At 42.8% G+C, this 15332-nt stretch carries 14 protein-coding genes; all 14 read left to right on the forward strand.

The window, feature by feature from the left end:
• The first annotated feature begins 29 nt into the window (after positions 1-29).
• Positions 30-1160, forward strand: a complete 1131-nt coding sequence (locus G589_RS0112945; RefSeq protein ID WP_026522439.1) for an FtsW/RodA/SpoVE family cell cycle protein — start codon at positions 30-32, stop codon at positions 1158-1160.
• 7 nt (positions 1161-1167) lie between these two features.
• Positions 1168-2040, forward strand: coding sequence for a cell division protein FtsQ/DivIB (locus G589_RS0112950; RefSeq protein WP_022768965.1), 873 nt, complete (start codon positions 1168-1170; stop codon positions 2038-2040).
• A 112-nt stretch (positions 2041-2152) separates the two neighbouring features.
• Complete coding sequence (gene ftsZ / locus G589_RS0112955) at positions 2153-3403, forward strand: cell division protein FtsZ (protein ID WP_026522440.1); 1251 nt, start codon at positions 2153-2155, stop codon at positions 3401-3403.
• Positions 3404-3541: 138 nt separating this feature from the next.
• Positions 3542-4054, forward strand: a complete 513-nt coding sequence (gene nrdR, locus G589_RS0112960) for a transcriptional regulator NrdR (RefSeq protein WP_022765473.1) — start codon at positions 3542-3544, stop codon at positions 4052-4054.
• 129 nt (positions 4055-4183) lie between these two features.
• Positions 4184-5707: an ABC transporter substrate-binding protein gene (locus G589_RS0112965; protein WP_026522441.1), complete on the forward strand. Its 1524-nt coding sequence runs from the start codon at positions 4184-4186 to the stop codon at positions 5705-5707.
• A gap of 39 nt (positions 5708-5746) precedes the next feature.
• Entirely contained in the window at positions 5747-6694 is a 948-nt protein-coding gene (locus G589_RS0112970) for an ABC transporter permease (protein ID WP_022768969.1), read from the forward strand.
• A complete protein-coding gene (locus G589_RS0112975) occupies positions 6687-7511 on the forward strand; it encodes an ABC transporter permease (protein ID WP_051192378.1) in 825 nt (274 codons plus the stop codon). The genes G589_RS0112970 and G589_RS0112975 overlap by 8 nt, the downstream gene beginning before the upstream one ends.
• Positions 7502-8308: an ABC transporter ATP-binding protein gene (locus G589_RS19945; RefSeq protein WP_051192379.1), complete on the forward strand. Its 807-nt coding sequence runs from the start codon at positions 7502-7504 to the stop codon at positions 8306-8308. The genes G589_RS0112975 and G589_RS19945 overlap by 10 nt, the downstream gene beginning before the upstream one ends.
• Before the next feature lie 5 nt (positions 8309-8313).
• The gene (locus G589_RS0112985; RefSeq protein ID WP_026522442.1) at positions 8314-9066 is read left to right on the forward strand and encodes an ABC transporter ATP-binding protein; all 753 of its coding nucleotides are present in this window, start codon (positions 8314-8316) and stop codon (positions 9064-9066) included.
• 100 nt (positions 9067-9166) lie between these two features.
• Positions 9167-9577, forward strand: coding sequence for a hypothetical protein (locus tag G589_RS0112990; RefSeq protein WP_026522443.1), 411 nt, complete (start codon positions 9167-9169; stop codon positions 9575-9577).
• 98 nt (positions 9578-9675) lie between these two features.
• A complete protein-coding gene (locus G589_RS0112995) occupies positions 9676-12306 on the forward strand; it encodes a YfhO family protein (RefSeq protein WP_081669047.1) in 2631 nt (876 codons plus the stop codon).
• Positions 12303-13832 carry a CotH kinase family protein gene (locus tag G589_RS0113000; protein ID WP_026522445.1) on the forward strand — a complete coding sequence of 510 codons (1530 nt, stop codon included), beginning with the start codon at positions 12303-12305 and terminating at the stop codon, positions 13830-13832. The genes G589_RS0112995 and G589_RS0113000 overlap by 4 nt, the downstream gene beginning before the upstream one ends.
• Entirely contained in the window at positions 13832-14551 is a 720-nt protein-coding gene (locus G589_RS0113005) for a polyphosphate polymerase domain-containing protein (protein ID WP_035776093.1), read from the forward strand. Before G589_RS0113000 ends, G589_RS0113005 begins: the two co-directional genes overlap by 1 nt.
• Positions 14548-15222, forward strand: coding sequence for a DUF4956 domain-containing protein (locus G589_RS0113010; RefSeq protein WP_026522447.1), 675 nt, complete (start codon positions 14548-14550; stop codon positions 15220-15222). The genes G589_RS0113005 and G589_RS0113010 overlap by 4 nt, the downstream gene beginning before the upstream one ends.
• The last annotated feature ends 110 nt before the right edge of the window (positions 15223-15332 follow it).

The raw sequence follows: 15332 nt of genomic DNA on the forward strand, positions 1-15332 counted from the left end.
GGTTACTTAAGTTGGAGAGAGCAGGATTTTTGAGAAGAGAAAGAGAAGAGTCCTATATTGATTACAGCATGATATTTATCATACTGTTTCTTTTGGTGTTTGGACTTATCATGCTCTATTCAACCAGCTCATACGAGGCTAACCTCGACTACGGAGATTCAGCTTACTATTTCAAGCACCAGCTGATCCCGTCAATCCTTGGACTTGTCGGGATGGTTGTGTTGTCCTACATTCCTTACAGGATATACGCAAGGCTTGCAATGCCGATCTATATTGCCGCAGCAGCTCTTTTGGTAGCGATCATTCCTTTTGGTAAGACCATCAACGGCGCAAAGAGATGGATCATCATTGCAGGTGTATCGATTCAGCCGGCTGAGGTTGCCAAGGTTGCAGCTATTATCTTTACCGCGACCATAATCATCAAGCTGAAAAAGAACCTTACCACGCTTAAAGGCTTTGGAATCGCCTTGATGTTTCCGGCCGTTCTTGCCGGAATGGTTTATATCATCACAAGAAACTTAAGTTCTGCCATTATCATCATGGGAATCACTGTAGTAATGCTGTTTATCTCAACTCCCGGCTATCGTATGTATATAATTGTTGCAGCCGGAGTTTTGGCATTCGCAGCTGCGCTGGTTGTTATAATAGCCAACTCCAATCAGACCAGCGGTATGAACTACCGCTTTGAGCGTGTCCTTGCCTGGCTTGATCCTCAGGCGCATGCTTCCGGAAAAGGTTTCCAGACGCTGCAGGCTCTTTATGCCATCGGCAGCGGCGGTATTTTCGGAAAAGGCCTTGGTGAGAGTATGCAGAAGATGGGATTTATCCCTGAGGCGCAGAATGATATGATATTCTCCATCATTTGCGAGGAACTGGGACTCTTTGGAGCAATAGCCGTAATGCTTATGTTCCTTCTCCTTATCTGGAGACTTATGGTGGTTGCAAATAACGCACCGGATATGTTTGGTGCGCTCCTTGTTATCGGAGTTATGGGTCACATTGCGATCCAGGTTATCCTTAACATCGCCGTTGTAACCAATACGATACCAAATACAGGAATTACACTGCCTTTCATCAGTTACGGAGGATCTGCTGTTATCATCCAGCTGGCGGAGATCGGAATTGCGCTGAATGTAGCAAGAAATATAGGCAGAGACTGATAGAAATATGGCTAAGAAGAAAAGAAGAGTAAAAAAGAGGCGTATTGAATACAGACCATCGCTCAGGGAGAGAATGGAAGATTTTCATCCCTTAAGGGATTTTCACCCTCTCAGGGACTTTCACCCTGTAAGAAGTATTTTCAGAGCCTTAAGGCTCCATAAAAGTCTGTATGTCATTGCAATCATACTGCTGGTTTTGCTGATTGCCGGCGGTATTGCCTATAAGTATATAAACGATAATTATACCGTTACCAACATATATGTTACGGGAAACACTCATTACACCAACGATGAGATCATTGATATGGTCCTGGATGACAAGCCAAGCCATAATTCATTGTTTTTGTCGCTTAAATACAGGGACAAGAGCATTGAGAACATTCCTTTCATAGAAAAAGTGGATGTGGATATCGTTTCCAAGGACACCATCAGGATCAATGTCTATGAAAAGGCCATTGCCGGCTATTTTGCCCATCTTGGAAGATATATGTACTTTGACAGGGACGGAATAGTGGTTGAGAGCTCTTATGAGACTTCCGATGAAGTGCCACAGGTAATGGGACTTAAGTTTGACTACATTATCATGTATGAGAAGCTTCCTACACCGAATGAAGAGATATTTGAGGAAATCCTTGATATAACACAGCTTCTTTCCAAGTACAATTTAAAAGCTGACAGGATCTTCTTTGACAGTGAATATAACGTGTACCTTTATTTCGACAATGTTGAGGTAAGTCTTGGCACCAGAGACTTCATTGACGAGAAAATTATCCAACTTCAATACATTTTACCTGAGCTCGAAGGAAAAAATGGTATTTTGGAAATGAAAGATTTTGACGACGGTACAAAAAACATCACTTTTGAAGAGAAAAATCAATAAATTGTAGTTAAATATAGAGAAAATTTTATATAAAAAAACGGGTTGATAATTGGTTTAAAAAATTATATCATAGCTATTAGGAGTCTATGAGGTAGATGAAGGAGGAGTTGTTTTGCTGGAGATTAAGTCTAACGAAGCAGAAAATGCCTGCAAAATAATCGTCGTTGGGGTTGGCGGTGCAGGAAATAATGCTGTTAATAGAATGGTAGATGAAAATATTACCGGTGTTGAATTTATCGGTATAAATACAGATAAACAGGCGCTTCAGCTCTGCAAGGCACCTAAGCTTTTGCAGATTGGTGAGAAGCTCACCAAAGGTCTTGGAGCGGGCGCTAAGCCTGAGATTGGTCAGAAGGCAGCTGAAGAGAGTGCAGAAGAGATTTCTGCAGCACTTAAGGGAGCAGATATGGTATTTGTCACCTGTGGTATGGGTGGCGGAACAGGTACCGGAGCAGCTCCTGTTGTAGCTAAGCTTGCTAAGGACATGGGAATCCTTACAGTCGGCGTAGTAACCAAGCCTTTCAGTTTCGAGGCTCGTGTTCGTATGCAGAATGCTATGCTTGGTATTTCCAATATCAGAACAAACGTAGATACACTTATCGTTATCCCTAATGATAAGCTTCTTCAGATTGTTGACAGACGTACTACAATGCCTGACGCACTTAAGAAGGCTGATGAAGTTCTTCAGCAGGCAGTACAGGGAATCACTGATCTTATCAATGTTCCTGCAGTTATCAATCTTGACTTTGCTGATGTATCTACAGTCATGAAGGATAAGGGTATTGCCCACATCGGTATCGGTAGCGGAAAGGGCGATGACAAGGCAACAGACGCTGTTAAGATGGCTGTTGAGTCACCACTTCTTGAGACCAAGGTTAACGGTGCTACAGATGTTATCATCAACATCTCCGGTGATATCACTCTTACAGATGCATCCGATGCATCAGAGTATGTTCGTCAGCTGGCAGGAGATAATGTGAATGTTATCTTCGGTGCTATGTATGACGAGAGCAAGACAGATACATGTACTGTAACAGTTATTGCTACAGGTATTGAGGATAAGATCAACAACACTAACAACCAGGCAGTAGTTGAGGCTCAGAATGCAGCAGCTAAGGCAGCACAGACAGTAGCTACACAGACAAATACAGCTACAGTAACACCTACTCCTACAGTTCAGCCTGTTGTTACTCCTATCACTCCTGTACAGCCTACAATCACACCTATTGGAACACCTGCTTCAGACAATCAGCCGGCTACATCATCAGCTACAAGACCTCTTTCACTGAACAGGCCTACCAATATCACAAGTACTGTAGAGCCTAAATCTCTTAAGATACCTGATTTCTTACAGAGAAAATAATGAAAAATGCGATGCCCTCTGCTTATGCAGAGGGCTTTTTTTCGCTTAATTGCAATATTGTGTGGAAATAAGCGGAAAACCATGCTACAATAATTTGTGGAGTGAAATAGTTTAAATACTATATACGGAGGGAAACTTATGAAATGCCCATTTTGTGGGAAAGACGACACAAGAGTAATTGATTCAAGGCCTGCAGACGAGAACACTTCCATCAGACGCAGAAGAGTCTGCGATTCATGTGGTAAGCGCTTCACAACTTATGAGAAGGTCGAAACTATTCCGCTTATCGTAATTAAGAAGGGCGATGTCAGAGAACCTTATGACCGCGCCAAGATTGAGGCCGGCGTATTCAGAGCCTGCCATAAGAGACCTGTCAGTGCAGAGCAGATCACCAAGATCGTTGATGCTGTGGAGACAGAAGTATTTAATATGGAGCAGAAGGAGATTCCTAGCCGTGCTATCGGTGAGATCGTTATGGACAAGATGAAGAACCTCGATCCCGTTGCCTACGTTCGTTTCGCTTCGGTTTACAGAGAGTTTAAGGATGTCAATACCTTCATGGACGAGCTCAAGACCGTCCTCAAGAAGGAAGCAGAAGGCACCATCACCGACACCACAGACAAGAACACTCCACTTCTGAAAGATCACTGATCCTATCGCCCCGGACATTCTCCGGGGCTTTTTTATTCCTTGACTTTTGGGGGTGTGGGCTTTATATTGTAGAATGTGATATGGATAAGTGCCATATCTCGTAATTAAATATCGAGGAGGATTATGAACATGATGAGAAAAAGCTTTAGAAAGGTTAGCGTAAGCTTTTTGCTGATCGTGCTCACAACGCTGACTATTGCATTGGGCGGATGCTCAAGCGACAAGGCAGGAGATGATTCTTCTAAGATTACAATCGGAATACCTCAGGACATTGACAGTCTTGACCCCCACTATGCAACAGGGGCAGGAACTAAAGAGGTGCTTTTCAACGTATTCGAAGGTTTGGTCAAACCTGACGAAAATGGTAATCTTAACCCTGCTGTAGCCAGCCAGTACACGATCTCAGATGACAACAAGACTTACACTTTCACCTTGAGAGACGGAATCAAGTTCCACGACGGAAACGCAGTTACAGTAGAGGATATCAAATATTCTTTGGAACGTAACATGGGCGTAGACGGAAGTGAGCCCCTGATCTCTTCTTTTTCCAAGATCGCAAGCGTAAATATTGTTGACGACAAGACAGTAGAGGTTGTTTTGAATGAGGAGGATTCTGAGTTCTTAACTCAGCTCACAGTAGCTATTATCCCCGCATCAAACACAGACCCGGCTACAAACTGCATCGGTACAGGACCATACAAGTATGTGTCCAGCTCACCTCAGGAGAACTTTGTTGTAACAAGGTTTGATGATTACTGGGGAGACAAGGCGTTCATTAAGGACGTGACTTTCAAGATTGAGGCTAACTCAGATGCAGTTGTTATGGACCTTAAGGGCGGTTCAATCGATATGTATGCCCGTATCACCAGCACACAGGTTTCACAGCTCGATGATCAGTTTGAGATCTACGAGGGAACCATGAATCTGGTACAGGCAATGTATATCAACAATGCCGAGAAGCCTTTTGATGACGTAAGAGTTCGTCAGGCTCTCTGCTACGCAATTAACCCTCAGGAGATCATGGATTATGTATCTGATGGAGCAGGCACAGAGATCGGAAGTGCTATGTTCCCTTCATTTACCAAGTACTTCATGCCTGAGCTCAATGACACCTACAACACAGACGCAGCTAAGGCAAAAGAGCTTTTGGCAGAGGCCGGATATCCCGACGGATTCGAGTTTACTATCACAGTGCCTTCAAACTACACACAGCATGTAGATACAGCTCAGGTTATTTCAGAGGAGCTCAAGGCAATCGGTGTTACAGCAAACATCCAGGAAGTTGAGTGGAACACATGGCTTTCAGATGTTTACTCAGACAGAAAGTATCAGGCAACAGTAGTCGGAGTTGATGCTTCAACACTTTCAGCATCATCACTTCTTGCAAGATATGCATCAGATGCAGGAAGAAACTTTGTAAACTTCAACAGCCCTGCTTATGATGAGGCTTATGCAAATGCACAGAGCACATCTGATGACGCAGCAAAGACAGAGTACTACAAGGAATGTGAGAAGATCCTTTCTGAGGAAGCAGCAAGCGTATATATTCAGGACCTTCCTGAGTTTGTTGCTCTGAACAAGAAGTACACAGGATATGTATTCTATCCTCTTTATGTACAGGACATTAGCAAGATCAAGCTTGCAGATCAGTAATATATAAGTTTTAAAGACTTAGATAGGCGAGGAACGCATATGAAATACATCATTAAAAAGCTAGGAATGATGATAGTTACTTTATTGGTGGTATCTATATGTGTTTTCCTCGCCTTTAATGTTATTCCGGGAGATCCGGCCCTGAGAATGCTGGGCACGGAGGCTTCTCCGGAGCTTGTTGAACAGACAAGACAGCAGATGGGACTAAACGATCCGCTGCTTGTAAGATACGGTAGATGGTTTGTTTCTTTTATACAGGGGGATTTTGGAACCTCCTACAATTACAAGGTGCCGGTTAAGGGCATGATTATCAGTAAGATCCCGATTACCCTTACTATGGCGATAATTGCATTCTTGTTAACGATTTTGATATCAATTCCACTGGGGATATTTACGGCCAAGCATGAAAATGGTGTCCTGGACAGGATCATCATTGTGATAAATCAGGTCATCATGGCCATTCCGCCGTTCTTTTCAGGAATACTCATAACCTTTATCTTTGGTATGATATTCAGACTTTTTACCCCCGGAGGCTTCGTTTCATATACAGCTAATTTCGGTAAATTCCTGCAATATCTCTTTTTCCCGTCCCTTGCAATAGCGCTACCCAAGATATCTATGACGGTCAAGATGCTAAGGGGCAGCCTTATTGATGAGGCAGGCAAGGATTACGCAAGAACTGCTTACAGCAGAGGAAATGCAACCAATGGCGTTTTATACAGACACGTCCTGAAAAATGCCATGATACCGGTTATTACGTTCCTTGGCATGGCCCTGGCAGATATGGTTGCAGGAAGTATTGTAATAGAGCAGGTTTTCAGTATTCCGGGCATCAGCAGGATACTGCTTACAAGTATCAGCAACAGGGATTACCCGGTTGTAGAGGCAATCATTATGGGTATTGCCATTATTGTACTTTTGGTCAACTTCCTGGTGGATGTTATCTACCGCATTGTTGATCCAAGGATAGGTCTTGAGGATGAGTAAGGCAAAGAAAGAGCTTCAGAAAAATTTCAAAAATAATCCGTACCTGCTTTTGGGAACCGTTATCACAGGAATCATTGTTCTTGTGATACTTCTTGGTGTGTTCTGGACTCCTTATAATCCTACAACCATGAATTCCGCAGAAAAGCTTCAGGGTATTTCACTCAGGCACCCTATGGGAACGGATAATATGGGAAGAGATGTCCTTAGCCGTGTTATGTACGGAAGTAGGATCACGCTTCTTATTGCAATAGGAACAGTGGCTATAGGTTCTGTTGTAGGCACCATTATCGGAGCTCTTACAGGATATTTCGGAGGAATGTTTGATGAGGTTACCATGAGGATCATCGACGCTCTTTTTGCCTTCCCAAGTATCCTTCTGGCACTGGTGATCGTCAGCGTGTTCGGAACCGGATGGCTGCAGCTTCTTATATCACTGGGAATAGCCTTTGTACCCAGCTATGCAAGAATTGTAAGAGGAGAGGTGCTTCGCTGCAGAAACATGGATTATGTTGAAAATGCGAGGCTCCAGGGCGTTTCCAACCTAAGGATGATATTTGTCCATATTCTGCCCAATATAAAGGGCGTTATGGCTTCTTCAATAATGATAGGCTTTAACAATGCAGTGCTGGCCGAGGCAGGACTTAGCTATTTGGGAGTTGGATCCCAGCCTCCATATGCAAGTCTTGGTAAGATGCTCTCGGATGCTCAGCAGTACATGTTCACTACACCCAGCTACGTTCTGTGTCCCGGTATTGTGATTGTTCTTATGGTTCTGGGATTTGCGTTTCTAGGAGAGGGAATCAGCAGATGGAAATAATACTTGATGTAACCGATCTTCATATAGAATTTCATGACCATGAATCTCCGGAAGTGGCTGTTGAGGACTTTGACCTCATGCTCGGAAAGGGTGAGATCGTTGGAATTGTAGGCGAGTCCGGAAGCGGTAAAAGTATGAGTGCTCTTGCTATCGCAGGGCTTCTTAACAGAAAGAGCCTTACAAAGAGTGGAAGGATCATGTTTGACGGCAATGACCTTTTGACCTGCGACAGAAAGACGCTCCGTTCCTATCAGGGGGATGAGATATCCATCATCTTCCAGGAGCCCATGACCAGCTTAAACCCGGTTAAGAGGATCGGCTGGCAGGTGGAGGAGCCTCTTTATATCCACCATCCCGAGGTTTCCAAGGAAGAGAGAAAAAACAGGGCTATCGAGATGCTAAGAGCAGTAGGGCTTGATAATGCCGAGGATGTTTACTATATGTACCCACATGAGCTTTCGGGCGGAATGAGACAGAGGGTTATGATAGCTGCAGCCATGATCGGCAATCCAAAGATATTGATTGCAGATGAGCCCACTACAGCCCTGGATGTTACGGTACAGGCACAGATTGTAGAACTTCTTAAAAAGCTCAACAAGGAAATGGGAACGTCAATTATCTTTATATCCCATGACCTCAGCCTTGTTAATCAGATATGTCAGAGAGTAATAGTAATGCAGAAGGGGAATATTGTTGAGTCAGGTAAGACAGTAGATGTCTTTACAAGACCAAGAGATTCCTATACCAAGAAGCTTATTGCAGCAATACCAAAGATCGATCTAAACAGAGACAGGTAATTTAAATGGATAGAGATGAGGTTTTAAGAGTAAGTAACCTGAATGTCTTTTACAAGAACAGGAAGCGAAAGCTCTTTTCCAAAAACAAAAAAATACAGGCTCTCCACGATGTCAGTGTTTCCATGCAGGAGGGAGAAGTTCTTGCCATAGCCGGTGAGTCCGGAAGCGGTAAGTCAACTCTTGCAAGAGCCATTGTCGGAATAAACAAGGACTATACGGGAGAAATCTGGCAGAAGTACAAAAGCCCTCAGATGGTTTTCCAGGATCCCTACAGTTCCCTTAATCCGGCCAAGAGGATCGGCTGGCTTTTGGAGGAACCCTTAAGAGTCGATAAGTCCAGGCAGTGGACCAAGGAAGAGATCACAGCACGAGTTAAGGAAGTAATGGAGGATATCGAGCTTCCACTTAGTATGCTGGACAGATTTCCTGCTCAGCTCTCAGGTGGTCAGAGGCAGAGAGTATGCATTGGAATGGCACTTATGAGATCACCCAAGCTCCTTATCGCAGATGAGCCGGTTTCAGCTCTTGATGTTACAATTCAGGCACAGATACTTGAACTTTTGGAGAATCTCCATAAAAAGCACGGAATATCCATTATTTTCATATCTCATGATCTGAGAGTTGTCTATAAGATCAGCGACCACGTAATGATCATGAAGGACGGAAGAGTAGTGGAATATGGCGAGACAAAGCAGCTCTATCGCAGTCCACAGGCCGATTATACGAAGCAGCTTTTAAAAGCCGCTGGGATTGCCTAAATTTTTATGTTAAAATAGGTTAAGTTTTTGGGGAACATGTCCGATATATTCATTGATAAGATATGGATGTTTTAAAAAAGGTTGAAAGGAGGCGTATACTATGGCATTAAATATTGGTTCATTTACATCCGGCTATAATGCATATAATATTCCCCCTGTCAAAGATAATCCCCAGGTAGCACCACAGCCTGAACTCCAGCCACAGTCCAAACAGGCTCAGCAGGAGAAGGAACAGGAGAAAAAGGGACTTGACCTCACCGTCGAGGTACCAGCCAGAGAAAACGCTTCTATTGAGAACGTAGCAATCTCCTTTGGACAGTATGACAGCTCTTCACTTGATATATATGGCGATATGGGACTTGCATCAAGAGATATGAAGAATGCAATCTCAGGAATGCAGAAGGACCGAATCCTTCATGAGTATCAGTACTTTGTAGGAGGTAAGGACCTCACAGGCAAGCCAAGCAATATCATAGCCGGAACAGAAGATGGTATCGTAATTAAGCTTTGATAATATGCAGATTATTCCCCGTCACAAAAGTGGCGGGGATTTTTTTGAGAAAAAAATCCATCTATAAAAAAGCTATTCATGGTAAAATGTAATTTGGTATGTTAGGGGAAAAAATTAAAAAGGATAAACTGAATATCTATCACGCTGTTATTTCAGCTGCCTGTATTTTTGTGATGTATCTGGCGGTTTTGGTGGTTTGCAGGATAACTCCCTTCGGGGAAAAGACATTCCTTATGTTTGATCTTAAACGCCAATATGTGGATTACTATGCTTATCTGCGAACAGTGTATGCAGGAGAGAACAGCGTTTTTTATTCATTTAATGCAGCACTTGGCTCAGGGACACTGGGCTTTTTTGCGTATTATCTCTCAAGCCCGTTTCTTCTTATCTTATCTCTTTTTGACAGGAGCATAATGCCTCTTGGGATCACCGTTGTCATCGGCATTAAGCTGATGCTGGCGGCCTTTATTATGGACCTTTTCCTTCAGAGATTTATCACTGAAGTTACAGGTATACTGCCAACGAACACGGGAAATGTGGCAGCGTATTTAGGGGCTGTTTCCTGGGCTTTTTCGGGCTTTCTTTTCGCTCACAGCATGAACCTCATGTGGATAGACGTGGTAATGCTTCTTCCGCTTTATATCTGGAGCCTTGAGAGGCTCTTTAGGGAAGATCGTAAGATTCCATATATATTTACACTTTTCTTTATGCTTCTTTTTAACTATTACATCACCTATCAGGTCCTTTTCTTTACCGTATTCTGGACCATAATCGATCTTGTGGTAAGAAAGGAGAAGCATCCGTTTGTTCAGATTGGAAGGCTGATCTTTTCTGCGTTAATATCTGCGCTTTGCTCAGCGCTTATCATGCTTCCGACTTTCCTCGAACTCATGGACAGCCCAAAGGATGTCACAATCCTTGGAATGAAGCTCACCGGTAACAGTTTGAAGCTTTTAGATGTATTTTCAAAGCTTCCGACTCTGTCCTATGATTACCTCGAGGCAAGATTTGGATATCCACAGCTTTTCTGCGGAGTGCTTACGCTTTTCTTAATTCTCTTTTATTTTGCATCAAAAGAGATTTCGCTGCGGGAAAAACTCGGCTTTCTGGCACTTTTTGGTGTTTTTGCCATCTCTTACCGAATTGATATCATAAACGTCATCTGGCACGCAGGAATGGAGCCATCAGGTCATCCTTACAGACAGGCCTTTATGTGCGTTTTTCTCATGATCATCTGCAGCTGCAGGGCTTTTTCTTCCTTGGAAAAAGAGCTTTCGCCAATTAAGGTACTTGCAACCGGCGCTGTTTTACTGCTGTTTCTTGTGCTTATAAAAAGAGGTAACTACGACCATGTCACAAACCTTACGTGGTATGTAAACCTTGGGATAATAGCTGTTTATGCAATTGTTTTGATGTCTCTGTCTTTTGTGTATTTGAAAAGAAAAGTAATAGCGGTAAATCTACTTATTCTGTTACTTCTTCTTATAAATGCAGCAGATCTTTCGGCAAATGCTGTAAACACTTATGATTTGCAATCCCTTAAATGTGACTCTGCTACGGAATATGAAGAGGTTATATCAAGAACACAGGATGCAGTGGAAACTGTTAAAGCACTTGATGATGACGAAAATTTTTACAGGATGGAAAATCTGAATCCGAGAGAGCAGAACGACGCATTTCAGTACAATTACTACGGTGTTACCCAGTACAGTTCCGCAGGACTTGTGTATGTGAGATATTTTCTTCAGAGGCTTGGTTTTAACGATGACGGACTTTACACTCACTATGGGCATGACAATACAAAGACCATGGATTCACTTCTTGGTATAAAGTATGTCCTCACAGATGATACATATCCTGTGCATCAGGGGTACGAACTATTTATTGATGATAGGGAGAAGGTTTACAAGAATCCGTATGCGCTTTCAGTGGCGCTCTCTACAAATGATTTTGATCTTTCAGGTATATGCGATCCTGACGACAATGAACCTGAGGCATCTATGGAGCGTGTTCCTAAGAAAAATCCCTTTATGCTTCAGGAGGACATATATTCAAGACTTTTGGGAAAAGAGATCTCTCTTTTTACATCGGCTGTAGTAGATAAGAGTGATGTGTATTTCGCAGACGGGAAGCCAAGGTATGATTTCAAAGTCAGAGCTGCTTTGGACGGAGAACTCTATTTTTACTTGGATGGATTGATCAATGCGCGTGAGGGACTTTCTGTTTTTGTTAATGATGAGCTTTTAACTACCTATGGAAATGCATCCTGCGTAAAGATATTAAACCTTGGTAACCACAGAGCCGGCGATGAGATTAAGGTGACTGTTCAGGGCGAGAAGGAAGATAAAAATTTTGGAAGTGCTTTGTTTGTCACGGAAGATCAAGCAGCGTTAAAGGCTGCTTACAAGGAGCTTTCAGCTAAGGACTGCGTTGTTAAGGTAAGACCCTTCAGGAGTGAAATGACTATTACGGTTCCTGAAGGAGCTGATGGTGTTTTCCTTACTGTGCCCTATGAGAGTAACTGGAAGATTACCGCAAACGGTAAGAAAACACAGGCTCTTGCTGTGTACGATTCCCTGACCTATATTCCGATAGATGCAGCCGGAGAAGTTACTATCAGGATGAGGTACGTATCTTCAGGACTTTCGCTTGGAGTGGTGCTTAGCATTATAGGGATATCTCTTCTTATATTTGTGGAAATATCGGAGAGAAAGAAGGCAAAGCGATGAAAAGCAGAAAGAGTCTTCTTATCTATTCTTTTGTGATAGCTATTTGCGTGCTTTTACTTGCCGTTATCAGTTGTTTTGATGGAAAAGAGAAAAACATTACCGAGACCTATTTTATGTATGCAACTGTAGATGGACACAAGATCAATGTCTTTGAGCAAGGGGGAAGCTATTATCTCTTTTTACCAAGCTATGTTTCCGAGCAGGACATAAAGCTTTCTGCCGAGGCCAAGAAGCACGACATCAAGATAATGAAGTCCGAGAATATAGCTACGGTCTATATAACAACCAATTCCGGAAGCCTTGATAAGATCCTTGCAAACAAGGAATACATGGAATCCGGGAAGATCACGGTGGTTGATGAGAATGGCAATGCTGATCATTCCTCAGGACTTGACTTTATCAAGGGAAGGGGTAATTATTCCTGGAACACCTGGGATAAAAAGCCCTTTAAGATCAAGATGACAAAGGCTGCATCAATACTTGGCATGGGCAGTGGCAAGGACTATGCACTGATCGCCAACGCATCCGATGCAACGCTTATTAGAAATGATATTGCAAGAAGACTGGAGATGGCTGTGGGAATACCTTACGCCACCACCGGAAGATTTACAGATCTGTATATAAACGGTGATTATATGGGGAACTACTATCTCTGTGCCAGCATGGAGGTTGGAGAAGAGCGTATAAATATCACCGACATAGACAAACTCCAGTCAGAGGTCTTTTCAAGACTTAATGCAGAATCCTTCAGCGTCTATGAGACTCAGACCATGAAGGGCTGGAATCTGCCGGAGTGCGTTGAAGATGTGACAGGGGGCTATCTGGTTGAGAGAGAGTTTGTCGACAGGTACAACCTCGAATATAGCGACTTTAACAATGGATTTGCCACAAGTAATGGTGAACACTATATAGTTGTTGCTCCCAAATACTGCACGGTTAAAGAGATTGGCTATATCTCGGACTTCTTTGAAAAGGCAGAGGAAGAGATCATGGGCAGTGAGCCCTACGGACAGTATATTGATCTGTCTTCTTTTGCAAAGAGATATCTTGTTGAGGAGCTTATCAAGAACTACGACGGTGGAGTCAGCAGTGCATATTACTATAAGGATAAGGACATAGTCGATGGCAAGCTCTACGCAGGCCCGGGATGGGATTTTGACATGAGCCTTGGCAATTATCTTAGTTGGATGGAATATGCAGATGAGGACCCTACGGGGATAACTGAGCTTTATCTCTCAGAGCACAACAGCATCTACTACAAAAACATGCTTACTCATGATGAGTTTAATGAACTTGTCCATGAGTATTATAAAGACAGTGCTCAGGGCTTCATGAAAGAGCTGACAGAGAGCGGGATCAAACAGTACAGAGAGCTTTTAGAAAAATCAGCTGCCATGGACAGCATAAGATGGGCAGACATGTACAAAGAGTGGGGATACAGCGCAGGAGATATTAAGGAGTATCAAAAACTTGAGGGCTTCATTAACCAAAGAACGGTCTTTTTAAACGGAGAATGGCTTGACTGATGTATTATAGAGTAGAAGACAAATATATCGTCTATGAGGATCAAATTGCATATTTGAGAGAGCGCCTGAAGGATCTGATGATCAGAGATGCCCATAGCATTAATGGAAGCTACCTCATCAGGAGCATTTACTTTGATGACAAGTCAGATAGCTCTGTATATGAGATTGAGTCCGGAATCGATGACAGATCAAAGGTCAGGATCCGCTCCTACAACGCAGACGATGGCTTTATAAGGCTTGAGGAAAAGACCAAAAAGAGCGGTTTTACACACAAGGAATCTGCAAGGATATCCAAGGAGACCGTAAAAGGTCTAATTGAGCATCCATCTATGGCACAGGCGCACCTTTCTTCCAGATATCTGCTTAATGAGGATGGATTTCTTTTCCGAAAGGTGTTTGCAAGCATGAATTCAAGGCTCCTTCATCCGGTGAATATCGTGGAGTATGAGAGAGAAGCCTTTGTTGAAAAAAACGGTAACGTCAGGATAACCTTTGATAAGAACATCGGAGTATCGGGGAACGTTAAAAGTTTTTTTGACAGAAATATACATGCTATTCCTACTATGGAGACCGGCGCACACATACTGGAAGTCAAGTATGACGAGCTGCTTCCGGATTATATCAGAAAGATAGTGGATTTTGGCTCTTTGCAAAAAACAGCCTTTTCCAAGTATTACTTCGCCAGACAGATTAAAGGAGGAAATGGAGATATATTATGAGTTTTCAGGATGCGATCAAAAAATCAGTATTGGAAGGCTTTTCGGCAAATGATATTCCCGTAAGTCAGATGATCTCTATTCTGGCTATCACATTTGTTATTGGATTGTATATTTACCTTATTTATAAGCTGATCAACAGAACCTCGATCTACAGTAAGAATTACCACATTTCAATGGCGATGATCTCTGTGATAACCGCAGGCATTATCATAGCAATGCAGTCCAGCATCGTTATTTCTCTGGGTATGGTGGGAGCTCTTTCCATCGTCCGCTTCAGAACAGCCATCAAGGATACAATGGATCTTTTGTTCCTGTTCTGGTCTATAGGAGAGGGAATAATCTGCGGAGCGGGACTTTTTGAGCTGGCAATTGTAGTAGCCCTGATGGTAACAATAGGTCTTTTACTGCTTCAGTTCATCCCCACAAACAGAAAGCCCTATGTTCTTATTGTGAACAGCAGCGATCCCGAGGGAGAGGATGATATTATCAATTCTGTTTCAAATTATTCAAAGGGGTATAAGGTTAAGTCCAGGAACCTTAAGAAGAATGGTCTGGATATGATAATTGAAGTAAGGACCACTCAGGAAAAAGAGCTTTTGAAGAGCCTTAACAAGATTGAAAGCGTGGATAACACATCCCTTCTGACACAGCAGGGAGAAATAAGGATTTGATTATGAACATAAGAAAACCACCTGCCTATGCAGGTGGTATTTTTTTGGGAGGAGGGGTTGTCTAGTGGGGAACTAGACAACCCGTGTATGAAAAAAAGTATTGTTGGGGG

This window comes from Butyrivibrio sp. VCB2001, assembly GCF_000423965.1.
In the GTDB taxonomy this organism is placed as follows: Bacteria; Bacillota; Clostridia; order Lachnospirales; family Lachnospiraceae; genus Butyrivibrio.

Excerpts from the sequence above, each read along its gene's own strand:
- G589_RS0112950 (WP_022768965.1), top strand. The coding sequence starts at position 1,168 with ATGGCTAAGAAGAAAAGAAGAGTAAAAAAGAGGCGTATTGAATACAGA.
- nrdR (WP_022765473.1), top strand. The coding sequence starts at position 3,542 with ATGAAATGCCCATTTTGTGGGAAAGACGACACAAGAGTAATTGATTCA.
- G589_RS0112965 (WP_026522441.1), top strand. The coding sequence starts at position 4,184 with ATGATGAGAAAAAGCTTTAGAAAGGTTAGCGTAAGCTTTTTGCTGATC.
- G589_RS0112970 (WP_022768969.1), top strand. The coding sequence starts at position 5,747 with ATGAAATACATCATTAAAAAGCTAGGAATGATGATAGTTACTTTATTG.
- G589_RS0112975 (WP_051192378.1), top strand. The coding sequence starts at position 6,687 with ATGAGTAAGGCAAAGAAAGAGCTTCAGAAAAATTTCAAAAATAATCCG.
- G589_RS19945 (WP_051192379.1), top strand. The coding sequence starts at position 7,502 with ATGGAAATAATACTTGATGTAACCGATCTTCATATAGAATTTCATGAC.
- G589_RS0112985 (WP_026522442.1), top strand. The coding sequence starts at position 8,314 with ATGGATAGAGATGAGGTTTTAAGAGTAAGTAACCTGAATGTCTTTTAC.
- G589_RS0112990 (WP_026522443.1), top strand. The coding sequence starts at position 9,167 with ATGGCATTAAATATTGGTTCATTTACATCCGGCTATAATGCATATAAT.
- G589_RS0112995 (WP_081669047.1), top strand. The coding sequence starts at position 9,676 with ATGTTAGGGGAAAAAATTAAAAAGGATAAACTGAATATCTATCACGCT.
- G589_RS0113000 (WP_026522445.1), top strand. The coding sequence starts at position 12,303 with ATGAAAAGCAGAAAGAGTCTTCTTATCTATTCTTTTGTGATAGCTATT.
- G589_RS0113005 (WP_035776093.1), top strand. The coding sequence starts at position 13,832 with ATGTATTATAGAGTAGAAGACAAATATATCGTCTATGAGGATCAAATT.
- G589_RS0113010 (WP_026522447.1), top strand. The coding sequence starts at position 14,548 with ATGAGTTTTCAGGATGCGATCAAAAAATCAGTATTGGAAGGCTTTTCG.